This is a genomic window from Halobacillus sp. GSS1 (genome assembly GCF_017307035.1).
Lineage (GTDB): Bacteria > Bacillota > Bacilli > Bacillales > Halobacillaceae > Halobacillus > Halobacillus litoralis.
Genome location: NZ_JAFLHE010000001.1, coordinates 757,866 through 781,105, shown reverse-complemented (window position 1 = coordinate 781,105; position 23,240 = coordinate 757,866). Strand labels below are relative to the sequence as shown.

Sequence of the window (23,240 nt, the reverse complement as noted above, 5' to 3'; positions counted from 1 at the left end):
AAAGGTTTGCAGCTGGAGGCCTAGCTTTAGCTATTATGGATAATGAATTAAATAGGGGTAATCTTTTTTCTTATATTATTGCTCCTATTGGGTTGCTTCTTACGGGTATCTAAAATTGTGAAAAATAAACACTTGTCTAAGAAATAGTAGGTAATTCATAACACTATTTATTCTTTATTATAACCTTATTAAATAGGGTTTTTTTGCAGGAAATAATTCACTTAAAGAAATACCTTACATGACTTATTAGGGAGATTCTTTATCCTTGTAAGACGAAGAATGCATTTTCGGAAAAAAGGGTTTAATTGTTTAAAGATTAATTCTATAATACACATTTAGTATATAAAGAGGTAATTTGAAATAGAGGTGACTATATGAAGAAAAGATTGAAAGGAATTTTGATTTTCGTGCCAGTGATTTATTTCTTAGTTTTACTATCTTCATTTTTTTTCCACAATAGTATTGACATGGATTACCTCAGTAAAGTTGGTCTTGCAGTTGGTTTTATTGTGTTAATTGGTGCTTTACCTCTAAAAAAGGTGGCTCATTATAGTGGTAGGGGTGTTATGGGATCTCATCCCGAACTTCCATCTGATGATTATATCCAAAACAAAATGCAAGATAAATTCTCTAAAACTAAACAGACTGAGAATAAATTGGATGCATACCAGGATATTTTTACGCTATCTGGAGTGATTATTATTCTAATTGCAATACTGATGATATAAACCACCTATTAGGTGGTTTTTTTATTAGTAATATTAGAAATGGATATATTTTATCATATATAAAAGCAATATATTCGAATATATGAATAAATGTATACCTATATAAAAATTTTTCCATGGTAGGAAAGTTATAAATTATCCAGAAAAGGTTTAAACGAAATTTGATGCAATGTTAACGTAATTATTGTAACGATTTCGCAATGAATTCGTAATAATTGTTCAGGGGGAAATACTATGAAAAATTTATTTGCATTTCTTCTAGTTGTAGGAATGTTCCTAGGCTTCGGTTCAGTATCTTATGCTGACGCAAAGGTAGCAGGATGGAATTATGACTCAAGTAATGATGAGTGGGACTTAAACTACACAGAAGATAGCTACGTAGGTTATGCTTCATCTATTGAAAATGTTTATTCGGGATATGGTTCTACAATTAATCATCGAGCTTGGATCTATAACGATCATAACCAACAAGAAATGAGATTAGTAACTGGTTACGACTCAAATGACTTCCGGTATACTGGATTTAGCGAATTTAATACCGGATATATAGGTGTAAAGTCGGTCTCTTATACAGAAACGGAAGATCCTAACAACTGGGCTGTATCTCTTACATTTCATACTAGCCAACAAGGCGAATGGTCAGGTGCAATTGTTCACTTTGAAAGAAAAACAAGTAGTGACATCTGGTGGGAAGACTTTCCTTACCAAGGTAGTTCCAGCAATCCTTACTATCACAGTGTCGCTGGTGTTGAATACTACGGAACTCCGTATGGTTTTCTGAATGATGGCATAGCCGCAGATGGCGCATCTTTATATTAATTAAAAAGGAGAGAGAATTATGAAAAAAATACTAACTATTATAGCGATTACTTTGGCTTCTCTTGGTTTAGTAGGTGGCACGGCATGGGCAATGTCTACTGATAAAGATCAACCAGAGACTGAAGAAAAGACTGCTAATGAAGGTAAGCAAGATACACCTCCAGCTGGCGGACCTGCTTATTTGTACGAAGACAAAAGTAAAGCGACAAAAGAAGCTAAAACTCATATGCCTAAAGATGTTCCAGTAACAATATACGATAAAGATAAAAATGTACTTTGGAAAGGTACTCAAGGTGAACTAATGAGGAATAAAAAAGAAATTAGTGAAAAAATAAAAGAAAAAAATAATGGTAAGTCGCCATTTTAATAAAGAAAAAACGGGGTTATCATAAAGCCCCGTTTTTCTTATTTGGTAATTATTTTTTATTTGCATTACACAGTCATGAAGAATTTAGGTGAAAATATTATAAAAGAGGACTTCTGGGAGATAGGTAAGCGTCGATGTGTTCAGAATGTTGAAGATTTTATAAAAGTAAGTGAACAAATTTTCAGGCATTCATGAAACTTTAACTCTGACTTATTTTGGAACTAAGAGATTTGACCAGCTTAATTAATTATCTCGACTTCAAGTCTTCAAGAAACGGGGGCGATTGTTCAATAAGAGCAATCGCTTTTTTTAGTTTAGAGATCACTCACATTGTGAAACTAAAACCTTTTCAATTCGTAAAAAAGATATGAGATTTACTGACTAAAGGAAAATATTTGGACGTTAAATATTGTTACGAGGCTTTACGGGGGGAATGAACATGGATATAGACATAGACTCATTGATTAGTTTTATTATTTTATGGGGGACTCCTAGTGTTATGGTTGCAGTAACATATTTTAAGATGGATAAAGCTGAAAGACGTGAGGCGATAGAAGATTTTACATCTTTGCACTCTCTTTTCACCATCGACTTTCTCGTAATGGGTGGTTTTCTATCTTCTTTAGGAAACCTTACATCTATAAATACCCTGAAGTATATTGGGGTCATCCTACTTGCAGTTGCTGGTGTCACCATTGGGATAACTATGTGGAATAAGAGTAAACTTAGAAGTTTAATTACAGCATTATTGGTTGCAATAGCTATATTCGCTTGGATTTGATCTCGAATTCAAGTGTTCAACTAACGGGGCAATTCATTAATATCCTCAACTTGAGTTCCTATGAACTAAATAAGCTACAAAGGACTATTGAATAGTGAAAGCTGTTTTTGCTATTAAGTGATCACTTTACTTGAAAAAGGAGTTCTTATGAAGACCTGTTTAAAGTACACCTTTATAATAATTTACATGTTTTTATTCAGTTATCTAGGAAGTGTTTTTGAAGTCCCTAAGAATATATATTACATATTAATCGGGTTTCCATTATTCTTGGGAGGAGTTTTGTTAATTGATTACTTGTTTGAGAGGAACTATCAAGGAAGAAATTCATGAAGATATCTTGAAATTTTTTCTAATCAAAATAACTTAAGAAATATCTCGGAATCAAGTTTTCAAGTAAAGGGGGCGATTATCCAATAAAGGCGATCCTTTTTCGCTAAGAGAACATCATTATTGAAATACAGGAGTTACCTAGAGTAGTAATTTTGTTTAGAATTTGAAGGCGGTGTATATTTATGAGTAATAGTCCCATTGTGAAACAGTATTCTAATGAGTATCAAACAGAAGTCGTAGATTTAATTCTTTCTATTCAGCAAAAAGAATATAACATACCTATAACTAAGGAAGATCAACCGGACTTGTATACCATAGAAGATTTTTACCAGAAAGGGAAGGGCAACTTTTGGATTGCTGTTTATAACCATAAAGTCGTTGGTACAATCAGTCTTTTAGATATTGGAAATAACCAAGTTGCATTAAGGAAAATGTTTGTAGATCAAGAATTCAGAGGTGCAAAGTTTAAAACGGCAGGTCTTTTATTAGACAATGCAATACAATGGGTTAAAGAAAATTCAATAAAAGCAGTGTATCTCGGAACCACACCGCAATTTGTAGCAGCACATAGATTTTACGAAAAGAATGGTTTTACAAGTATAGATCTTAAAGAATTACCTGAGAACTTCCCATTATTACAAGTCGATAAAAAGTTCTACCAGTATTCGCCTTCATAGATTGTATAAGGTTTAGTTTTTACTTACAGGTGCTAAATGAGAGGACTCCTCAAGATATATCTCGAAATCAAGTCTTCAACTAAAGGGGGCGATAGTTACACAGTGGCTATCCCTTATTGAGCTAACGGAGTGGTTTAGTTTAAGAAAATAGCTAAGTAAACGGAGGATTTCTATTGAGAACTGATGCAATAATATTTGTTTTATGTACCATTGTATTTATTCCAATTGCAATATTTCTGTCCAGATATCTTGCAAATAAAGGGGCTAAAAAAGGGGCATTAATTATTCCGAGTATTGTTATGGGGATAGGGTTCGGACTTGTTATAAGCATTATGGCAAACGGAACATTTTTAGAGTCTCTAGTTGTTATTGGAGTAATGATATTAATTTCTTTAGGATACACTTTAGGGTTTGAAAGAAAGAGAAAAACATATCAGTCATTATGGAAGAAAAGCAGAAAATAAATAGCTTCTTTCTTAAACTATCGGGTGCGTTAGCTAGTGTCTGTTCAAAATATCTCGAAGCCAAGTCTTATAATAACGGGGGCGATTATTCAATAAGAGTAATCGTCCTTTTTATTATTTCCTAAAACTAATTCCCGTTTAGAATCGTTAAATAGAGCAGGAGGGTTGAAGATGGAAGAGTCGATTGAGAAGTTTATGGAAATTCAAGATAAAGAGCGAGCCATTCAAGAAATCATGGATACTTATGGCCAGTCTGTTCTCCAACTGGTCTACTCATATGTGAAGAACCAAGCGATCGCAGAGGACCTAACACAGGAAATTTTCATGAAGTGCTATAGGAACTTACATAAGTATAATGGCAAGTCAAAAATTAGGACGTGGATATGGACCATTGCGATAAATCATAGTAAGGATTATCTGAGGAGCTGGTATAACCGTAAAGTGGTGGTTTCTGAAGAAAAGGTAATGCACGCTGAACAAAAACACTTAAGCACAGAGGATGAAGTTATTCAAGATTACGTGGACAAAGAACTGGTGACTTCCATTATGGAGTTACCTGCGAAATATCGTGAGGTGATCTACCTTTACTATTACGAAGAAGTGACGACAAAAGAAATGGCTAAGGTTTTGAAAAAGAATGAAAATACAATAAAAACCCGGTTGAAGAGGGCGAAAGTAATTTTAAAAGAAAAATTAGGAGGGAGTCTGTAATGGAAGAGAGATTGAAGAAATTAAAAAATTCTCTGGACAAGCTTGAATTTCACAATCTTCAATTTAGCGGAAAGCTCAGGGAAGGAATTCAGAAAAAACTCGAGTATGAGAATGAGGGAGAAGAAAGTGTCTTACTTTCTATTTTTCAGCTATTGGTCCAGGAGAAAACTGGCTTTACACTATCTAAGCATTTGAGAGCCAGAGGGATTGTGAGGTTTGAAGATCATGAAGGACATTTGTACACAATCCTTCATAGGTTGGAACAGAAAGGATATACCCATTCAGGATGGAAAGAGGATGGGGGAAAGTATTATGTTTTGACGAATAAAGGTAAAAAGCTCTTAAATAAATATGAACGTGCCCCTGATAATCTGGCTGTTTTACGCTCTTTAACTGAGGTGCTGGAATGATGAAAATGGATAAAAATCATTATATTGAGCATGTAAAGAAGTTTATAAAGAATAAAGAAGCGAAGCGAGTGGTTTCTAAAGAACTGACCTACCATATCGAACAGGAGAAACAAAGGCTGACTAGAGATGGATTGCACTCTGAGGAAGGGGCGGAAGAAGAAGCAGTCAAACGGATGGGGAACCCCATTGAAGTAGGAAAAAACTTTAATCAGTTGTACCGCGACAAAACAGACTGGTGGATGGTGTTTCTATTATTGATGAGTGTGGGGATTAGTTTTCTCCCGGTCCTTGTTTTCAATCAGGACTTTGGTTATCTCCTCGAAAGTAAATTTGTGTACACTTTTATGGGAATTGGAATAGCTGCAGTTCTCTTCTTCTTAGATTATCGAAAGCTACAGAAGTGGGGGTGGGTCTTTTATGGGGCAGGGCTTTTGGGACTGTATTTTCTTATCAATGGCCCCGTTACGTACGTGATTGGACAACCAGTCTTGGAAGTTGGACCGTTTTCTATCAGTGGGATTTACTTCATCCCCCTTTTCATTCTTGGATTTGCTTCTTTCTTTTCTAGTCCTAAAGCAAAGCTATGGAAGGCTTTGATAGTGTTGTCAATTCCGCTTTACCTTTACCTAAATACTTACGATTTTATTTCGACGGGGATTCTTATCGTCCTGTTTTTTTCCATGGCATGGTTTATTAACTTAAATCGAAAAGCACTGGCAGGAATGATCTGTGGAGGTAGTAGTGCTATTGCTTTATATTTATGGTTAGCACCAATTAAAGAATATCAGCTCGTTAGGCTTTTTTCTTTCCTACACCCTGAAGATTATCCTGATTCACAAGGGTATGTCTATCTCCGGGTTCAAGAAATGCTATCTAATACGGAATGGTTTGGTCGAGGCGGAAACCTTGAAAATCTTCCATCAGGTCATACAGACTTCGTATTGGTAAGTTTAACGTACAACTATGGTTGGATAATATCCTTTATCACCATTCTTGTACTCTTATTATTGATGGTGCGGCTGGTTGTAGTGAATCTAAAGATAAGCGATAAGTTTGGAAAAATGCTCATTACTGGGGGACTAGCTTTTTATTCGGTTCCTTTTCTCTACCATCTTCTAATGTCCTTTGGATTGCTGCCATTTATGGCGTTTTCTCTCCCATTCTTAAGTTATGGTTTTCATCCTATGGTTTTACATGCAGTGGTGTTTGGACTGATCTTAAGTGTGTACAGAAAAAAGGCTATCGTTGGAGCGATGTTATCTCACCATTCATAATACTGGGGAGTGTGCCGTAGCTATCCTGGCTATTTGCATAATCCATGCAATCATATTACTCGTTCCTGATCTACATCCCTAAAAAGGAAAATAGAGGTAGAGAGGAACCTTCACTGACAATAATTTGAAATCAAGTCTTCAAGAAACGGGGGCAATTCTTTAACAGAAGAATTGCCTCTTTCTTAATGATTTGGGCAGATTTCTTTAAGACTCAATTTCGAGTTAATATGGTGTTTTGAAACGTTTAATAGTACTAATTCGTACCTGCTATTAACAACTTAATACAGTAATATGAAACTTACGAGGTGGGTGTATATGGAAGTAACAAGTCCAGCTGGTTTTAGGAATAGGTTTTTTGCATATGTGTTAGATTTTATTATTATATTTTTGGTAACAGGAATAATCTCTTACTTTCTATATGGTGTGTTTTATGATGGTGAAAACTCCTATCCTACTGATTTTTCAGGATTATTCTATACTGTGTTATTACCAGTTTTATGGTCTGGGTACACATTAGGGAGAAAAATGGCAGGCAACCGAATCGTAAGAATTGATGGGGGAAAAGTTGGGATTGGTACAATGATATTAAGGGTTATAGTAGCGGGAGTTGCCTATGCTCTTACATTAGGAATTGGATTTATTGTAAGTGCTATTATGATAGGAGTAAGAGAAGATAAACGTGCTATTCATGACTTTATTGCACAAACGTATGTGACTACACACCCACATACTAAACAAAATAATTAAAGATTGAACTTAAGGGCGCAAAAGAAAGAGAAAGCGAAAGATATTTCGAATTCGAGTCTTACATAAACGGGGGGGCGTTTGTTATATTCAAAAATCTAGAATTAATTCGGAAAGCCTATGGGAAAGTTGGTGTATTTAATTGACTAGTTGTGATTGCTGCAATACTAAGTTTACATGGTGGAAATTACTTAAGAAGAACAGTTTTTATGGTTCTCTTAAATGTCGGATTTGTGGTTGTAAACATAGGATAGATTTCGCTTCAAGGTTCTCAGTCACACTAGTAAGTGTTGTTCCATTTATGTTGTTTGGTTTGATTTTATCACCTTTTGAAAGTATTTTTTTAACTATATTAGTCGCACTTCTTATATTTATTCTTGGCATGTTACTAACTCCTTTTGTGGTGAATTACAAATTAACGAGAAGGTAGGGAGCTTTCAAGAAATGCTATATACCATTAATTCAAACAAATCTCGAATTCGAGTCTTAAACTAACGGGGGCTTCAGCTGCACATTTGATATTGGCTAATATATTATCTGAGAGTTAACAAAGAGAATTACCTATACCGAAGATCTGTCTGTTTTTTTTGAAAAAATAAATAATGTTCAGGAGGACCTATGGGGTATATAGAAGATTTACGCAAAGAAGTAGGAAACCATCCTTTAATTCTAGTTGGAGTTGCAGTAGCGGTCATTAACGATAAAGGTGAATTTTTACTGCAGAGACGAAGTGACGGACTTTGGGGTGTTCCAGGTGGGTTCATGGAATTGGGTGAATCTACCGAAGAAGCAGGAAGAAGAGAGGTATTAGAGGAAACGGGCATTGAAGTAGGTAATCTTGATTTAGTCGGAGTATTTTCAGGAGAAGAGTATTTTGTTAGATTAGCAAACGGTGATGAATTCTATCCTGTTACAATTGCTTACACATCAAGAGAAGTAAAAGGTGGAGTCCTTAAAGCAGACGGTCATGAAACTATGGATGCAAAGTTTTTTAAACATAATGAGTTACCAGTAAAGTTAAATCCTTTAATTAAAAACTTAATAAGACAATTCTCCAACTATTAGTTGAAAATTGTGATTACTTCGAGTTCGAGTCTTCAAGTAAAGGGGGGCAATTGCTTAATAAATATGTAAGGGGATTTGAATGAATTTATTTTTGAAAATAAACTTATTTAGCATATTATATGCTTTTGTATTGTTCTTAGCTTTGGAACTAGGGATCAATGTATATAGAATAAGTGATTTACTTAGTTTGAATCTAGATGCTGTAATGAAAATCGTAACAGTCCTTTATATTATTGGTTTTATTACCTTCAGTTTCTTATTTTTCAAGATAGCTAAAAAATGGATGGAAAAAAGAAAGTCCTCTATTTGGTCCATCATTCTTTGGTTTCCATATTTTATTCTTTTTACTTTTATATTTGCTAGATTATTTCCCGTTGTTAACCCGGGACACGACCCTGGACCAGGAGCTGGGTTTGTAATTATATTTGCTGTATTCTTTTATCCTTTTTATTTACTAATAATTAACGTATTAGGAACAGGAGTAGGGATTAAAGATGGTTAAAAATATCTTGAGTCTGAGTCTTTTGGAATAGGGGGCTTTAGTTGAATAAGCTAAACACAAAAAGTAACTTCCAATTTTATGGAAGTTACTTTTTGTAGTAATATCTATACTAAACTTTAACAGAGCCTTCTTTAAAACAATTCCTGTGCCAATAATTTATAAACATTCAGACGTTTCTCTTGTGAATGAGGGATGCTGCAAATCATTGCTTCATCAAAACCATAATGATCCTGCTCTTCTTGTAGTAATGTTGCGATGTCTTTTACAGCTCCCACTAAATGAACTTTACGATTTTCCTTAATAGTCATACGATCTATCTCTGTCAATGGATAATCACGGGCTTCTTCAGGTGTCAAAATTTGTGTTAACTTACCTTTCGTAAACATTAAACGCCAAATGTCTTGTGGTCTAGCCTCAAACTCAGCTTCCTCTTTTGTTTCTGCTGTTGTCACCATATAGGATACATTGATTTCCGGTTTCTCCATAAAAGGTGAAGGTTGAAATTTCTTTCTGTATACATCTAAGATTTCCTTACTCATCTCACCATTAAAAAATTGTGCAAAAGAATAACCAACACCCCTGCGCGCAGCCTGTACCGCACTGTTACCACTAGAACCTAACAGCCAAGCTTCTGGTAAAGAGATTTTGTAAGGTGTTGCAAATGTTTTGTTATATAAGTCATCAGTGGAAGCTTCGTCGTTAATCAACTGCAATGTATTATCAATTTTCTCATACATATTGTTCATCATCGGTTGGCGTCCTTCAGATAAAGCATAAATGGAGTAGCTATCCCCTCCAGGAGCTCGACCAACACCAAAATCAATACGACCTGGCGAAAGTGCACTTAGTGTTTTAAACACTTCCGCCAGTTTCAATGGGGAATAATGCATCATCATCACTCCCCCGGTTCCAATACGAATATTCTTCGTTCTAGCAGTCAAATAGGCAGACGTCACCTCGGGAGCAGAACTTGCAATAAAATTAGATGAGTGATGTTCTGCCATCCACATTCGATGATAGCCTAATTCATCTCCTAAAATCGCTAGTTCTTCCGCCTTCTTTAATGCGTCTGCTGCAGTATTCCCTTTCGTAATCGGCGCTTGGTCCAAAATACTTAATCTCATTTAGATAACTTCCTTCCAATAGATTTATTCTTCTTGTAAATCCTTTTTCATTTATATGCTAAATTTGTCTGGTTCTACATGCTGGTCATTCGGGTAATCAAACACACTCTTGGACTCACTTATTTGATGATGGGTAACGCTTACTCTTGGTTGCGAGCATTCTATTTATCTTTAGAAAACCCGGCTATCAGGATGATATTCCCGATTATCAGGAGGGCAATGAGCACAAAATTTAAGCTATAACTTTGGGTTTGCTCTAATATTGCACTTGCAGCTGCTGGTCCTAATGCCATGCCTACATTATTCATTAAGTTATAAACACCTAATCCAACACCAGTTTCGTTACTTATTAATGTTTGAGGTACTAGTGTATTTAATCCCACCTGTATTGCCGAAAATGCAATAAATATAAGGAGTATCATGAAAGTAATTAGGATAATATTTAGATCAGGAAATACACCAAGTATTAAGAAGCTTAAGAGCATAATCGTCGATGAAGTATAAATAACTTTTTTAGACCCTTGTTGAGGTAAGATCTTTCCTGCAGTTAGGCTAGAAATGATGCTAAATATAGACGCTATGAAAAAAATGAGTCCTATTAAAGAAGTGGTTATATCATACTCTATACCGAGCAACAACGGTATTAGAAACATGTTAGTCATGACGGCACCATTCGTAATAAACCCAACTGTAATAGCTTTCATGAATTTTGTGTTTTTAAATAAGTTCTGATGAATAAATGGCTTTTTTGCTCTTGAAATCCAAAGTCCAAATAATAAGAAAAAAATAGCAAAGAGAATAAAGAACATCACAGTAATGTTTGCGCCTAATAATAAAGAAGCAATGACACCAAACAATAAAAATGCACCTGTAAAGTCAAATGAAAATTTCTCATTAATCTTATCTTCTAGTGGCATAACCTTCAGTATCGGGCCTAAAGCGATGATGCTTATAAGCATAGAAACAAATAGATATGGCCAACCAAATAAATCAGTGATTGCTCCACCAATTAATGGCCCCATACCGATAGCTAATGCAACGCCAACACTGATAAGTGCAAAAGCAGTTGAACGTTTTTCAGGTCTAATCATTTTCCTAACTGAAACCATCGATAATGTAATAAATGAAGCACCTCCAAACGCTTGTAAAAGACGAGCGAGAATGATGATGAAATATGATTCTTGTTTAACAAAGCCCAATACAGACCCAATAAGAAATAAGATGATTCCGATAGTTAAAAGATTCTTTAAATGAAAATGATCAGCCAATTTTCCATATGTGATAGAGCCGATAGCTATCCCCATTGAGTAACCTACTGCAATCCAACTAACTTGCGACGTACTAACTGATAAGTCATATAAAATGTTCTCAAAAGCAACATTAAACAATACAGCATTCATTACACCAATTAATGCTAAAAATGCTAAAGTAAACATTAACAACGTAGATTGTTTTGATTCAACATAACTCACAAAAACAACTCCTAAATAATATTGATTGTTCTAAAACATTCAAACAAAAGTCCGAATAGTAATGAAAAAGCTTAATAACTACAATCAAAGCTAAAAGGAGACATCATTATTTAGTTTGAAAGTTTTAAAACATTAAAACTAAAGGATGGAAATAAAGGTTTTTTAGCCTTTATAATGTGGCCAAAAAACCCGGTATGAATTCTTCAAAGGTCTCCTCTTTAATTATAACTACTTTGGATTGACCTTGTCTTTGTAATTCAATTAAATTAGCCTCCTGTAATATCTTAAGGTGATAAGACTGATTAGATTTGTTTAAACTAAGTGCTTCTTGCACCCCCCCACAAGTATAATGATTTTTACTGTGATAAATAAAACGAAGGATATCAATTCGCTTAACATCAGCTAAAGCTTTAAGTACCTTGACACGATTTTCATCTGCTTTTGATTGTTTGAAAGTCATAAAACTATCTTATTCTTGATTCTTTATATTGTCAAGAAACTCAATCCTCCAATTTACTTTAAGTACTCTATACTAAATCTTGATATTAGAATATCTTGAAACCTAGTCAAAAGAGGGAGATTATTTTGTAAGAATGGTCCCAAATTAGGGCTAAATATAAAGGGGAGGGTTATGAAAAGGTGGTTGCCAAAGAACTCTTCACTAAGTTCCCAGGTGAATGAGAGATTTCCCAGATAGAAAGGAATGAAGGTGCACATGCTCTTTGGAAAGGATTTATTGACGAAATAAGGGAAGGCGATTACATAGAGCATTACAAGGACGGAGTGTATGTCCAGACATTTACTACATAGAATCGATTGGATTATACGAATATCTCGATTTCAAGTCTTCAAGAATAGGGGGCTTTAGTTTAATAAATTAAATAAAAAAATCGGTTCCTAACAGTTTTAAAGGAACCGATTTTTTTATACCTAACTTTTTTTATCGTTGTAAATCCACATCTTCCTAACGGTCTCGACTTTTGAACAGGTGTATGAACGCTATTTATACATCAATAGAGAGAGGCCACTAAGAGTAAAAAATTATGGGCATACAATTTAAATGAGGACAGTATTGTCAAAGAGAAGTAGAACACCAAGTAAATGAATTTTCAAATAGATACGATTGATAAGTGTACTTTTTGATTAATAATTGAAAATTATGAAATTTAATACTTCCACATGTTAAAATAAGGAAGAAGATATAAAAATGCTAAAGGAAGGTAAAAATGTCACATACTATTAAGTGTACTCAACTACATAAGGAGTTTAAAGGAGACGGCGTAAATACTACGGCTCTTAATAAAGTCAACTTGGAGTTTTCAAAAGGAGAGTTTGTCTCTATAGTCGGTTCTTCTGGATCTGGGAAATCTACTTTTTTAAGCCTGATTGGAACATTGGATAACCCAAGTGGAGGGGCAGTACATTATGGGGAGGCAGACTTGAGAAAACTTAACCTTAAGGAATTGGCAGATTTCAGGTTTGAGCACATTGGATTTGTCTTTCAACAATATCATCTTTTGCCTACTCTAACAGCTCTGGAAAATGTTATGGCGCCTCTATTATCTAGGAAAGTTTCTTATGACAAAAGAAAGAGAGCAGAACAATTGCTTGAAGAAGTAGGTCTAGCTACAAAGCTTCACTCTCTCCCTTCTCAACTTTCAGGGGGACAGCAACAACGGGTTGCTGTAGCCAGAGCTTTAATCCATGAACCACATTGGCTGCTAGCGGACGAACCTACTGGAAATCTGGACACCGAAACAGGCGAGATGATTTTTGATCTGCTTCATAAACTTAATAAGGAGAAAGGATGCGGGGTCATCTTCGTGACGCATGAACCCGAGCTAGCTGTTCGAGCTGGACGTATGATTGAAATGAAGGATGGCCACATCATTCGTGATACGGAGGGAGGGCAATGATACGATTCATTTGGAATTCGTGGTGGCGGAATAAGGAACGGTTTATTTTGCTATTGATTGGTGCGTTGATTGTAAGTATCGGGTTAAGTTATCTAGTTGGTACGACTCAAGCTAGTCAAGGTACAATCGTTGATGAACTGCAAAAACGTTGGAAGTCTTCTTATGATATTGTCGTACGTGCTCCTGGAAGTAGAAGCGTAACAGAAGATAAACAGTTACTAGAGCCTAACTATCTTAGTGGACTTAATGGAGGAATATCTCTTGAACAATATGAAACCATCCGTTCCATGGAAAAGATAGAAACAGCAGCCCCGATCTCCATGATGGGTTACGTAGATTATGGTACAACGCTGGCGGAAGTGAATTATGATGAACCTGGTATATATCGTCTACATATGAGCAATTCGACGACTAATGGTGTCAGCACCTATGAGGACGACAATACACTTTATTTCACTGTTGGAGATTGGCAGGCACCACAAGGTACCCAGCGTGAATATGGCGTAACCGGATTTAATGGAAAGCTGATCAATAGCAATAATATCCTTATTGCAGGAATAGACCCACAAGCAGAAGCCAGATTAACAGGGTTGAATGATGCCATTTCGGATGAAACCGAACAATCCGGAAGCTTTTTAGATAACGAAGCGTCGGTTTCCATCAAAGAGGTCGGGACTGGTATCCAAAATATTAATATTCCTGTTCTTTTGAGTAACCAGTCATTTGTGGAAGGAACATCCACCTATACCATAGAAAAGCTTGAGCAATCTTTTAAGCAGGATGAACAAGAAGAAGTTATGAACGAAGTCAAGGAGAGGGGAGGAGTCCAATACCTTGATGACCTTGAAGCAAAGCAAGTCGATCACTTTAATTTCACCTCAGAAGAATCCCACCAAAAAACGATTGAGTTAATCAAAGGAACCAATGAGGACGCCGGGGCATCTCTGGACTCCTTCAACTGGATGGCCTTTCATCCCTCACCCGTAAACTATCAAGAAGTCAACAGTCCATTCGGAGAGCGTTGGCCTTTCGCCTATCAAGTAGAACCCCATTCCGTACCAGAGGATAGCCCTTTAGCGCAAAAACATGCGTACCGACCTATAACGATGTTTTCCGAAACTAGTGAAGGCTGGCCGCGTTTAGAACTAGATTTTCACGGGGTGTTTGACCCCTCTCAATTGGACCTGTCTAAGGATCCACTGAATGAGCTCCCGATGGAAACGTATTTTCCTTCAAGTGCAAAATGGGTAATGGATAATGAAGAAAACCCTATTAATCCTCCAAAAGAAATGAAGCCACTGAATAATCCTTATGGTTTCCTGACGAAGCCTCCGCTGTTGTTAACCACTATTGAAGCTGCTTCTCAGGTTCTCGGAGAGGAACCGATATCAGCTATCCGGGTAAAAGTGCGCGGAGTCGATGAAATGTCTGAATCTAGTGGACAGGTTCTTGAACAAATAGCAAAAGACATTGAAGAAGAAACCGGTTTGATCACCGATATTACTTTGGGGTCATCCCCACAGCCTGCGATCACCCATATCCCAGCGTCTGGTGAGCAAGAGAGCCTTGGATGGGTCGAACAACCTTGGATTAAGCTCAGTTCTTCGATTTCCATTTTTAAGGAGTCGAAAATGGGATTGTCCGGAGTTATAGCTAGCGTAATTGTCGTAGCTATAGTTTATGTGTTCGCTTCTAACATCATGATGATGTATGCACGTAAAAAAGAGTTTGCCGTATTACTTGCGGTAGGCTGGCGACCGAAGCAATTGAGCTTACTGATATTTATAGAAGCGCTTATCCTCGGAATCTTTGTATCCTTAGTCAGTTGGCTGATACTTGGGATCATTTATGTCACAAATGATATAGAGACATCTATATGGAGGCTACTGTTCATCGCCATATTCGGACTGTCAGTCTACCTATTAGGTTCGTTGGTTCCGAGTATTTTAGTGCAAAGGATTTCGCCATACGAAACGATGAAGACAGGGGAAGTGACGACAAAGAAAAGACATAGCTTCCAAGCCTTCACTAGCTTTGGGATGGCAGCCAATCAATTCATGACCCAATGGAAGAGAGCTTTGTTATCCGTTGTCTCGATTGCTCTTCCGACGGCTATGTTAATGTATTTTTTGTTTGTCACCGTTCAATTACGTGGAACCATGTACACCACCTGGCTTGGTGAGTTTGTCGCCATGGAAGTCGGTGTCATGCATTATATAGCCATGGGTGTTGCATTACTGATCGCTATTCTGACCACAGCAGAAATCATGTGGCAGAATGTATCGGAACGGCAAGCAGAATTCTCTGTCTTGAAAGCATTAGGATGGAGGAATCATACGGTAAGGATGCTTGTCCTTTGGGAAGGGGCTATTTTTGGATTGATTGCTGGACTGCTTGGCCTTTCACTATCCCTTGTAGCCATAACCATCAGTTATAATAAATTTCCATTTGATTCTCTATTATTTTTCTCGTCTACCCTTTTGATTCCAATTGTTACGGGGATTGTGGGAGCTATGTTACCTGCCATGAAGGCTGTACAATTGACCCCTAGTGAAGGTTTTCGGGGAGGAGTATCCAACACGGCCAAAACAGAAAAGGCGTTCCGATATGTATTTAGTACGGGAGGTGCTGCTTTGGCTGCCGGGGTGGTTGCCATTATGCTGTTTGCCATCCCCGCAAATTCGAATTCGAATGAACAAGTTGATTCCAGTAGTACATCTACGAATGACATCGAAGGAACGGAAGGGGAGCTTGAGGTTTCTTCCCCCACTGAGGAGGAAATCAAAGTTGAGGATGATGGAACCGATCAAACTGGTGATTCCATCATGCAGGAGAAAAAGAATGCATATAAGACATTAATACTTGGAGATGAAGTATTTGACGCAGAGGATAAAGAAGTCACTGTAGAACGAGTAGATCCCCCTTCAAGTCTCAAAACAAATGAGAAATTAATCACCATTCGAACTTCCTATCACAGGAAAGCTGGAGAGGGGAGTGTTGTGTATAAACCGCAAACATTCCAATTGATGAGTAGTGATGGGGAGTCATACAAACCTATAGAATTCGAAGAAGTGACGACGGATTCCACATGGAATGGGTTTGAAATTAAGGGTCAGAGCAAGGTAGTTACTGAATCGACTTTTGAAGTATCTGAGAGTAGTGAGAAGCTAGCCTTCAAAATGAATGGAAGTTGGACACCTGGGGAAATCATTATTGAATTTGAAAGCTAGACATATGAAAAACAAGGACCATTAAAGTTGATTTGTATAGATTTAAAGAAGTAAAAGTTTCAAGTGTAGATTCTTTAAGAACACTATTATCTCGAAACCGAGTCTTAAACAAACGGGGGCGATTGTTTAATATAGATGATCGTCCTAAAAGCATTTCTTTTATAGGGGTTTGCAGTGCATTAGGGGAAAATAAGATGTTCATTAAATATATTCTAGTCATGTCATCTTTGTGTGAAATAGTAATTTATGATACGAGTTCGATTCTGTAAACCAGAGACAACCCTCTTAATATCAAGGGTTGTCTCTGGTTTTATTTTATCTCCTTGTGATGGAAGGCGGAATTAACAATACAAAGCATAAAAAAGGTGAAAAGGTTTTCTCGAAAACTGAGTCTTCAAGTGCAGGGAAGTTTTAATGAAGAAGGGTTTTCTAAATATGGTGAAGAAAAGAATAGTATATTGATATGGTTAAAGTAGGTGAGCAAATGATTAATTATTTAGGTACGCCAATACTAGAAACGGACCGATTAGTTCTAAGAAAGATTGAACTTTCAGATGCTCAAAGTGTATTTGACCATTGGCTTTGTGATGATCGCGTAATGGATAATCTTATAAAAGGGGCACACAAGTCTGTATCGGAAACTATCGAAAGGGTAACAGAAATCGTAAGTAATTATGATTCACAAGAGTTCTGTTATTGGGGTATAGAACTAAAAACAAGTGGTGAATTAATTGGAGCTATTGATCTCTTCAATTTTGATAGCATGACAGAGAATTGTGAAGTAGGTTATACAATCGGTTATAAATGGTGGAACCAGGGGTATGGAACTGAGGCCTTGAGAGTTGTATTAGATTTTGGCTTTAGACAAATGAACATTCACAAAATATCAGCAGCACATAATATTGACAATCCATCCTCTGGGAAGATTATGCTTAAAAATGGTATGGAACAAGAAGGTACCATTAAGCATATGATTCGTAATGCCAAAAATCATTATAAAGATTGTGCTATATATGGTCTTCTTCAGGAAGATTATTTTAAAAGTGTGAAATGATTAAATAATATCCCCCATCATAATTCAACTAAAGGGGCTTATCAGAAGCAAGGATAAGGCTTCTAATGGTTAAGACTTTGGATTGAGTCTCTGGATATAGTTGAAATAATGGAATGATATAAGTAGTAACAAAAATATAGGGGGACCTACAGATGGTTAGAAAAGATGCTTTCGACATCATTTATGGAGAACGAAATGACTTAACCCCTTTAGTGGTAATGATGTGTGGTGTGGCTGGTTCTGGAAAAACCACATTTTCACAACAATTAGAAAAAGAAGGCTTTGTACGTCTTTCTATTGATGAAGAAATATGGGCTGCAAAAGGTCGTTATGGGATTGATTTTCCCATTGAAAAATTTGAGGAATACAAGAAAGATGCAGAAAGTAAATTACGCAATCTTTTAATAAAGTTAATTCATGATAAACAACAGGTGGTCATATATTTCAGTTTTTGGGATCGTATAAGAAGGGACCAATATAAAAAAATAATTGAGGATTCTGGAGGTAAATGGAAACTTATTTATTTAAAAGTTCATCCAGATGATTTACGTGAACGCCTTAAGTTACGTAACAAACGTTTTGATGCAAATTCCTTTCCTATTTCCGAAGAATTGTTAACTTCTTACCTTAAGGGCTTCGAAATCCCAAATGGTGAAGGAGAAATTGTTATTGAAAATGAGACCTATTGAATAACACAAGGGTTTTAAATTCCAGAAGATCTTGAAGCTGAACCTTCAGGGATAGGGGGCAATTGCTCAATAACTATATGAAGTTATGTTCATATTGATTCACAATGGCGCATTCCCTAATGCGTCTTTTTTTATCGAAGGACTTTGGTGAAAAAAGATTTTCCCCGTATATCATAGAACTTATTACGATAAAGTCCTTTCCCTTTTTTTGAAAAACATGGGACCTTTCTTATTGAATAGATCTTGAATCTTTTTTGAATGGTGAGAGACGTTTTATTCTATTAAAAAAGCAAGGGCTCCTTTTTGTATTTCACTTTGACAAGCCTAAACCCTTCACTTATAATGATAATCGTTATCAATGAAAACGATTATCAATAATTTTATAGAGTGGAAGGGTTGGGAATATGAAGCGCTGTCTATCAAGTTTCATCCTCGTATTATTACTATTTATACTTACACCTAACGTGACTGGTGCAACGACGAGTCAGCCAGTTCAAGGTTTGCTTGTTTCAGTAGAAGAAGCGATTACTTATGCAAAGGCAGGTCAAACGACCGAAGCAGAACAAGAATTATCTGAATTTCATGAGAAGTGGGAAGAGGTTGAAGAGCAAATCGAAGAGTCTTCTCCAGAAGATTATGAAAAAATAGAGTCTGCGATGGTCAAAGCGGAAGCTCTGGCGCAAAGTGAGAATGCTGAAAAATTAAGCGAGGCATTAGAAGCTTTGGAAGGAACGCTAAGGTCTTATGGAACAGAGGGAAGTGAGTCTTCCCGAAATTCCCCAGGGGCTAAAGCACTTCTAGGATACGCACATGAGTTGGAAGAAGCGAAAGAGTCCGTCGAGTCAGGCGATTGGAATATGGCGAAGCAAGAGTATGAAGAATTCCATGAAGGCTGGGAAGGCGTAGAGGATTCCGTTCGTGAAACGGACGCGGAAGCGTATGAAGCGATTGAAACAAACATGAGCTTGGCACAGGCTTCCCTGGAGGCTGGGTCTGATAATGAGAAAGCGGAAAAGAACCTGGAGAAACTGATCGAATCGATTGATGGCTATGCCAAAGTGGACGAGGAACCTGCTTCTACCACAAAAGCCTCAGGAGCTAAAGCGCTTCTAGGATACGCACATGAGTTGGAAGAAGCGAAAGAGTCCGTCGAGTCAGGCGAATGGAAAGTGGCGAAGCAAGAGTATGAGGAATTCCATGAAGGCTGGGAAGGCGTAGAGGATTCCGTTCGTGAAACGGACGCGGAAGCGTATGAAGCGATCGAAACAAATATGGGATTGGCACAGGCTTCCCTGAATGCTGGATCCGATGCTGAAAAAGCCGAAAAAAATCTGGAGAAATTGATTGGGTCCATTCGGGCGTATGCAGAAGGTGAAAAGTCGGAAGCTGCTGGAGTTCCAGAACAAAAAGGAATCTCTACTTTAGTTTCTATCCTAGGTGAAGTTCAGACAGCGATAGATTCTGGTGAAGCGGGATCAGCTGCTTTAGAGATGGAAGAATTCATATCTGTATGGCCGAGTATCGAAGGTGAAGTGAATACAAGATCTGTAGCGGTATATGAATCGATAGAAAACCAGATGACGGAAGCGCTTGGTCTACTATCCTCCACCCCTCCGAAAACAGAACAAGCACAGGAAGTTGTGGCTGATATGAAAAACCAACTGACTTCTGTTGCTGAAGAGTCGAGCTATACGATGTGGGATGCAGCAATCATCCTGCTGCGGGAAGGTTTGGAAATCATTCTCGTTTTGTCTGCACTGCTGGCCTTCTTGAAATCAAGTGGAAATGAGAACAAAAGAAAGTGGATTTGGGGCGGCGCTGGAGCAGGTGTCGTAGCTAGTATCGGTCTGGCATTTATCCTCACCTCAATTGTTTCCGCAACGGTATCTGCAGAGAACCGGGAGTTCATGGAAGGTATTACGGGACTGATAGCCGTTGTCCTCATGTTCACAGTAGGAGCTTGGCTGCATAAGAAATCCAATATTGAAAGTTGGAATTCGTTCATCCGTGAATATGTAGGGTCGGCGATTGCCAAAGGAAGTTTATGGTCTTTGGCTGGTGTTGCATTCATAACCGTGGTTCGTGAAGGGGCGGAGACGATCATTTTCTATATGGGGATCATTTCTGATATTTCCATGGTCAGCTTCTTCACAGGACTTGGAGTCGCGATCCTTATTCTTGTGGTCTTAGGGGTAGCCATTATGTACTTTAGTGTGAAAGTACCCGTGCGCGCGCTGTTTCTTGGCATTACCGTGCTCATCTACTACTTGGCGTTCAAATTTACAGGTGAAAGTTTGCATGCCTTACAAGTCGTAGACAAACTTCCAGCGCACACTATTTCTGGTTTCCTAGAGGCTAACTTCTTAGGAATGTATCCGACTTGGGAAACAACGATTGCTCAAGCTGTTCTGCTTGCTATGATTGTCTTGCAGACGGTTCGTACAAAGAAAAATATTGAGTCTGCTTCCGAGCGAACGACTGCAAAAAAAGTGGCTCAATAATCACAAAGACTATACGATCAGAGGGTGCCCGCAGAATATGCTAGGGCACCTTTTTCTGTTTGAATTTGAATCTATGAGAGTCATTCATATTTTATACATATTCGAGTCATAAACAAACGTGGGCGTTTGTGTAATAAGCAAAAACCTCCAAAAATGACTTCTGTAAAATTGGAAGTCCTTTTTATGGAAAGTATTAACACTAAACTTTAGCAGAGCCAAAAAAACGACTTTCTCGTTAAGAGACGATTTCCAAATAAACTCTTACTGCACGAAATGACATTAGTAGTACTGTTTTTATTACCTGGGATTTCTGTTGGGGGGGATACCGGGTTATATCGTGTATGTCCTCTTTCATTCGAGTCTTACATAATCGGGGGGCTTTTCTATATTAATTAATGTCCTCGGAGGTGACTATGTATGGAGAGTCAAAGGTTATCAAAATTAGATAGATGGCGAGAAAAATATGGAGCATTAGTAATTGCTTTAGCTTGTCTTTATAGTGCAATTAGCAGTTGGGGGCAAAATTGGATTCTTACGGGTGTTTTAGTTTTCGGCACATTTGTCTGTGGAACGTTTGGTTTCTTTAATATAAAGAGAGCTTTTATGGAAAAAGGTTCAAGGTAATAATTTGTCGCTAATGTGATCAATATCATTCCAATGTAACCCTTATTGTTAAAGAAAGATGGGTTGATATTACTTTGAAATCGAGTCTTACGTAAACCGGGGCAATTCTTTAACAGAAGAATTGCCTCCTTCTTAATGATTAGGGCAGGTTAGTTGAAGACTCAGTTTCGGGATATATTAGAATTTTTTGAAACTATATCACGACTAACTCGTAATAGTAACATAGTTTATTTTAGGAGTGATTGATTAGTATGAGTAACCAAATAAATGATAAGATACTCGGAAAGATGAATGATGAAAACTACCGAAGTATTTTTAATGAAATCGTAGAAATCATGCACAATGATCACGCGGGATGGAAAGATAAGGCTGGTTGGGATCAACCTGATATTTACAAAGAGAAACTAGTTGATATAGATGACAATCAATTTATCGACATCGTTCAAGATTATTTGTTGGATTTTAAGGATTTACATACTGGATTTAAACAAATAAACAAGGAGGAAATGAATATAGGGTTTACGGTAAGGAGGTTTGAAGATCACCTTTATATCTCTTCTTCTAACAGTGAGGAACGCTTAAATACTGGTGATAAAATCGTTGCTCTAGATGATAATGGAATTTCTGAAATAGCTCAAATGTATGAAAAAGAGCTTCAAACCAATGTATATGAAAGGCAAAAGTGGGAATCTATATTGCTTTTATTTAAAAAAGCAGAAATCGAAACGAAACAAGGAGAGAAACAAACCTTAGAATTAAATAAATATACACCAATTCCTTATGATCCAGAGTATTCAATTCAAGAGTTAAAGAGTGACATTTTATATATTAAGTTGACTGATTTTCTGGATCATAATTCGGTTAGTCAATTGATTCGTGATAACGAGTACAGACTATCGACATATCCCTACTTGATTGTAGACGTTCGGGAAAATAAAGGAGGCAGTGATCTAGCTTATTTTGATTTATTGCCTTATGTCTTTGAGGGAGAAAAAATTGATATAAGTACTTTTTCAAACGAAAAAGCTCTGACTAACTGTACAGAGAGAAATGTGGGTTTACGCATTCAAATGCTTCAGGACGCTTTAGCTTTAATAGAAAATAATGAAACTCGACGTCAGATTCACATAATGATCGAGGAGTTAGAAAATCATCGAGGAGAAGGTTTTGTTGAGCTTAATTTATCAGAATTAGAAGAGGATCTCATTTTTGAAACTAAACCTGGACCAAAGAAAGTTATCGTCCTATCTGACGTGTACTGTGGAAGTTCAGGAGATTCCTTTGTTGAAACCTGCAAGTATTCTTCGAAAGTAACAGTAATAGGACGACCTACTTTAGGAATGAATGATTACGCAAATGTCGCTCTTAAGGAATGGGGCAATAAATTTCAACTTATGTATCCTACCTCAAAGTCCTCACGTGTTGATGAAGGAAATGGAATGGGTGGAAAAGGTATACAGCCTGACGTATATGTTCCATGGACACCTTTACATTTGGAACAAGATATAGATTTAGAAATTGCCATTCAAGAGTGTTTCAAAGATAGTTAATTACACTATCTCGAAATCAAGTCTTCCAGAAACGGGGGCGATTATTCATTAAGAATAGTCGCCATTGCTTTATTTGATTATAGAAGGCATTATTCAATTAAAAGGAGTTTAGCCCCACTACTTTCTTTTTTGGACAGTTTTATTGCACCTTTATAGGGTGTTATGCAAACTAAGACTGAAAAAGAGAGCAATAGAATATTTAACATCA

23 protein-coding genes are annotated in these 23,240 nt (G+C 37.0%); 20 read left to right on the top strand and 3 right to left on the bottom strand.

Annotated features, from left to right (window positions below; all coding sequences use genetic code 11):
- Window positions 1-374 precede the first annotated feature (374 nt).
- The 13 genes from J0K78_RS04070 (at window position 375) to J0K78_RS04010 (ending at window position 8,872) form a co-directional block, all read left to right on the top strand.
- On the top strand, window positions 375-728 hold the full coding sequence (locus J0K78_RS04070) for a hypothetical protein (RefSeq protein WP_206945511.1): 354 nt from the start codon (window positions 375-377) through the stop codon (window positions 726-728).
- Window positions 729-962: 234 nt separating this feature from the next.
- Window positions 963-1,547 carry a hypothetical protein gene (locus J0K78_RS04065; protein WP_206945510.1) on the top strand — a complete coding sequence of 195 codons (585 nt, stop codon included), beginning with the start codon at window positions 963-965 and terminating at the stop codon, window positions 1,545-1,547.
- A gap of 19 nt (window positions 1,548-1,566) precedes the next feature.
- On the top strand, window positions 1,567-1,914 hold the full coding sequence (locus J0K78_RS04060) for a flagellar basal body-associated FliL family protein (protein ID WP_206945509.1): 348 nt from the start codon (window positions 1,567-1,569) through the stop codon (window positions 1,912-1,914).
- 439 nt (window positions 1,915-2,353) lie between these two features.
- Complete coding sequence (locus J0K78_RS04055; RefSeq protein ID WP_206945508.1) at window positions 2,354-2,695, top strand: hypothetical protein; 342 nt, start codon at window positions 2,354-2,356, stop codon at window positions 2,693-2,695.
- A 512-nt stretch (window positions 2,696-3,207) separates the two neighbouring features.
- Window positions 3,208-3,702 (top strand): GNAT family N-acetyltransferase, encoded by a 495-nt coding sequence (locus J0K78_RS04050; RefSeq protein WP_206945507.1) that lies wholly within the window; start codon window positions 3,208-3,210, stop codon window positions 3,700-3,702.
- 173 nt (window positions 3,703-3,875) lie between these two features.
- Complete coding sequence (locus tag J0K78_RS04045; protein WP_206945506.1) at window positions 3,876-4,166, top strand: hypothetical protein; 291 nt, start codon at window positions 3,876-3,878, stop codon at window positions 4,164-4,166.
- 171 nt (window positions 4,167-4,337) lie between these two features.
- Window positions 4,338-4,877 carry a sigma-70 family RNA polymerase sigma factor gene (locus tag J0K78_RS04040; protein WP_206945505.1) on the top strand — a complete coding sequence of 180 codons (540 nt, stop codon included), beginning with the start codon at window positions 4,338-4,340 and terminating at the stop codon, window positions 4,875-4,877.
- Window positions 4,877-5,287 carry a PadR family transcriptional regulator gene (locus J0K78_RS04035; protein WP_206945504.1) on the top strand — a complete coding sequence of 137 codons (411 nt, stop codon included), beginning with the start codon at window positions 4,877-4,879 and terminating at the stop codon, window positions 5,285-5,287. The genes J0K78_RS04040 and J0K78_RS04035 overlap by 1 nt, the downstream gene beginning before the upstream one ends.
- Window positions 5,287-6,561 carry an FtsW/RodA/SpoVE family cell cycle protein gene (locus J0K78_RS04030; protein WP_206945503.1) on the top strand — a complete coding sequence of 425 codons (1,275 nt, stop codon included), beginning with the start codon at window positions 5,287-5,289 and terminating at the stop codon, window positions 6,559-6,561. The genes J0K78_RS04035 and J0K78_RS04030 overlap by 1 nt, the downstream gene beginning before the upstream one ends.
- A gap of 315 nt (window positions 6,562-6,876) precedes the next feature.
- The gene (locus J0K78_RS04025) at window positions 6,877-7,308 is read left to right on the top strand and encodes an RDD family protein (RefSeq protein ID WP_206945502.1); all 432 of its coding nucleotides are present in this window, start codon (window positions 6,877-6,879) and stop codon (window positions 7,306-7,308) included.
- Window positions 7,309-7,447: 139 nt separating this feature from the next.
- Window positions 7,448-7,735 (top strand): TIGR04104 family putative zinc finger protein, encoded by a 288-nt coding sequence (locus J0K78_RS20240; RefSeq protein ID WP_206945501.1) that lies wholly within the window; start codon window positions 7,448-7,450, stop codon window positions 7,733-7,735.
- Window positions 7,736-7,923: 188 nt separating this feature from the next.
- Window positions 7,924-8,370 carry an NUDIX hydrolase gene (locus tag J0K78_RS04015; protein WP_206945500.1) on the top strand — a complete coding sequence of 149 codons (447 nt, stop codon included), beginning with the start codon at window positions 7,924-7,926 and terminating at the stop codon, window positions 8,368-8,370.
- Between the two features lie 79 nt (window positions 8,371-8,449).
- Window positions 8,450-8,872 (top strand): hypothetical protein, encoded by a 423-nt coding sequence (locus J0K78_RS04010; protein WP_206945499.1) that lies wholly within the window; start codon window positions 8,450-8,452, stop codon window positions 8,870-8,872.
- 131 nt (window positions 8,873-9,003) lie between these two features.
- On the opposite strand, the gene J0K78_RS04005 is transcribed toward J0K78_RS04010, so the two are convergent.
- From J0K78_RS04005 to J0K78_RS03995, 3 genes are all read right to left on the bottom strand, one after another.
- A complete protein-coding gene (locus J0K78_RS04005; RefSeq protein ID WP_206945498.1) occupies window positions 9,004-9,996 on the bottom strand; it encodes an LLM class flavin-dependent oxidoreductase in 993 nt (330 codons plus the stop codon).
- Between the two features lie 161 nt (window positions 9,997-10,157).
- Window positions 10,158-11,468, bottom strand: a complete 1,311-nt coding sequence (locus J0K78_RS04000) for an MFS transporter (RefSeq protein ID WP_370551008.1) — start codon at window positions 11,466-11,468, stop codon at window positions 10,158-10,160.
- 169 nt (window positions 11,469-11,637) lie between these two features.
- Window positions 11,638-11,928: an ArsR/SmtB family transcription factor gene (locus J0K78_RS03995; RefSeq protein ID WP_206945497.1), complete on the bottom strand. Its 291-nt coding sequence runs from the start codon at window positions 11,926-11,928 to the stop codon at window positions 11,638-11,640.
- A gap of 766 nt (window positions 11,929-12,694) precedes the next feature.
- On the opposite strand from J0K78_RS03995, the gene J0K78_RS03990 reads away from it, so the two are divergent.
- From J0K78_RS03990 to J0K78_RS03960, 7 genes are all read left to right on the top strand, one after another.
- Window positions 12,695-13,384: an ABC transporter ATP-binding protein gene (locus tag J0K78_RS03990; protein WP_206945496.1), complete on the top strand. Its 690-nt coding sequence runs from the start codon at window positions 12,695-12,697 to the stop codon at window positions 13,382-13,384.
- A complete protein-coding gene (locus J0K78_RS03985) occupies window positions 13,381-16,614 on the top strand; it encodes an ABC transporter permease (RefSeq protein WP_206945495.1) in 3,234 nt (1,077 codons plus the stop codon). The genes J0K78_RS03990 and J0K78_RS03985 overlap by 4 nt, the downstream gene beginning before the upstream one ends.
- Window positions 16,615-17,098: 484 nt before the next feature.
- Complete coding sequence (locus J0K78_RS03980; protein WP_206945494.1) at window positions 17,099-17,668, top strand: GNAT family N-acetyltransferase; 570 nt, start codon at window positions 17,099-17,101, stop codon at window positions 17,666-17,668.
- A gap of 152 nt (window positions 17,669-17,820) precedes the next feature.
- On the top strand, window positions 17,821-18,357 hold the full coding sequence (locus tag J0K78_RS03975; RefSeq protein ID WP_206945493.1) for a P-loop nucleotide/nucleoside kinase family protein: 537 nt from the start codon (window positions 17,821-17,823) through the stop codon (window positions 18,355-18,357).
- 404 nt (window positions 18,358-18,761) lie between these two features.
- Window positions 18,762-20,858 carry an FTR1 family protein gene (locus tag J0K78_RS03970; RefSeq protein ID WP_206945492.1) on the top strand — a complete coding sequence of 699 codons (2,097 nt, stop codon included), beginning with the start codon at window positions 18,762-18,764 and terminating at the stop codon, window positions 20,856-20,858.
- 417 nt (window positions 20,859-21,275) lie between these two features.
- On the top strand, window positions 21,276-21,482 hold the full coding sequence (locus J0K78_RS03965; protein ID WP_206945491.1) for a hypothetical protein: 207 nt from the start codon (window positions 21,276-21,278) through the stop codon (window positions 21,480-21,482).
- A gap of 251 nt (window positions 21,483-21,733) precedes the next feature.
- Entirely contained in the window at window positions 21,734-23,032 is a 1,299-nt protein-coding gene (locus J0K78_RS03960) for a S41 family peptidase (protein ID WP_242517688.1), read from the top strand.
- Window positions 23,033-23,240 lie beyond the last annotated feature (208 nt).

Bases quoted from the DNA above. Each gene is read 5' to 3' on its own strand.
- J0K78_RS04070 (WP_206945511.1), top strand. From the start codon at position 375: ATGAAGAAAAGATTGAAAGGAATTTTGATTTTCGTGCCAGTGATTTAT.
- J0K78_RS04065 (WP_206945510.1), top strand. From the start codon at position 963: ATGAAAAATTTATTTGCATTTCTTCTAGTTGTAGGAATGTTCCTAGGC.
- J0K78_RS04060 (WP_206945509.1), top strand. From the start codon at position 1,567: ATGAAAAAAATACTAACTATTATAGCGATTACTTTGGCTTCTCTTGGT.
- J0K78_RS04055 (WP_206945508.1), top strand. From the start codon at position 2,354: ATGGATATAGACATAGACTCATTGATTAGTTTTATTATTTTATGGGGG.
- J0K78_RS04050 (WP_206945507.1), top strand. From the start codon at position 3,208: ATGAGTAATAGTCCCATTGTGAAACAGTATTCTAATGAGTATCAAACA.
- J0K78_RS04040 (WP_206945505.1), top strand. From the start codon at position 4,338: ATGGAAGAGTCGATTGAGAAGTTTATGGAAATTCAAGATAAAGAGCGA.
- J0K78_RS04035 (WP_206945504.1), top strand. From the start codon at position 4,877: ATGGAAGAGAGATTGAAGAAATTAAAAAATTCTCTGGACAAGCTTGAA.
- J0K78_RS04030 (WP_206945503.1), top strand. From the start codon at position 5,287: ATGAAAATGGATAAAAATCATTATATTGAGCATGTAAAGAAGTTTATA.
- J0K78_RS04025 (WP_206945502.1), top strand. From the start codon at position 6,877: ATGGAAGTAACAAGTCCAGCTGGTTTTAGGAATAGGTTTTTTGCATAT.
- J0K78_RS04015 (WP_206945500.1), top strand. From the start codon at position 7,924: ATGGGGTATATAGAAGATTTACGCAAAGAAGTAGGAAACCATCCTTTA.
- J0K78_RS04010 (WP_206945499.1), top strand. From the start codon at position 8,450: ATGAATTTATTTTTGAAAATAAACTTATTTAGCATATTATATGCTTTT.
- J0K78_RS04005 (WP_206945498.1), bottom strand. From the start codon at position 9,996: ATGAGATTAAGTATTTTGGACCAAGCGCCGATTACGAAAGGGAATACT.
- J0K78_RS03995 (WP_206945497.1), bottom strand. From the start codon at position 11,928: ATGACTTTCAAACAATCAAAAGCAGATGAAAATCGTGTCAAGGTACTT.
- J0K78_RS03990 (WP_206945496.1), top strand. From the start codon at position 12,695: ATGTCACATACTATTAAGTGTACTCAACTACATAAGGAGTTTAAAGGA.
- J0K78_RS03985 (WP_206945495.1), top strand. From the start codon at position 13,381: ATGATACGATTCATTTGGAATTCGTGGTGGCGGAATAAGGAACGGTTT.
- J0K78_RS03980 (WP_206945494.1), top strand. From the start codon at position 17,099: ATGATTAATTATTTAGGTACGCCAATACTAGAAACGGACCGATTAGTT.
- J0K78_RS03975 (WP_206945493.1), top strand. From the start codon at position 17,821: ATGGTTAGAAAAGATGCTTTCGACATCATTTATGGAGAACGAAATGAC.
- J0K78_RS03970 (WP_206945492.1), top strand. From the start codon at position 18,762: ATGAAGCGCTGTCTATCAAGTTTCATCCTCGTATTATTACTATTTATA.
- J0K78_RS03965 (WP_206945491.1), top strand. From the start codon at position 21,276: ATGGAGAGTCAAAGGTTATCAAAATTAGATAGATGGCGAGAAAAATAT.
- J0K78_RS03960 (WP_242517688.1), top strand. From the start codon at position 21,734: ATGAGTAACCAAATAAATGATAAGATACTCGGAAAGATGAATGATGAA.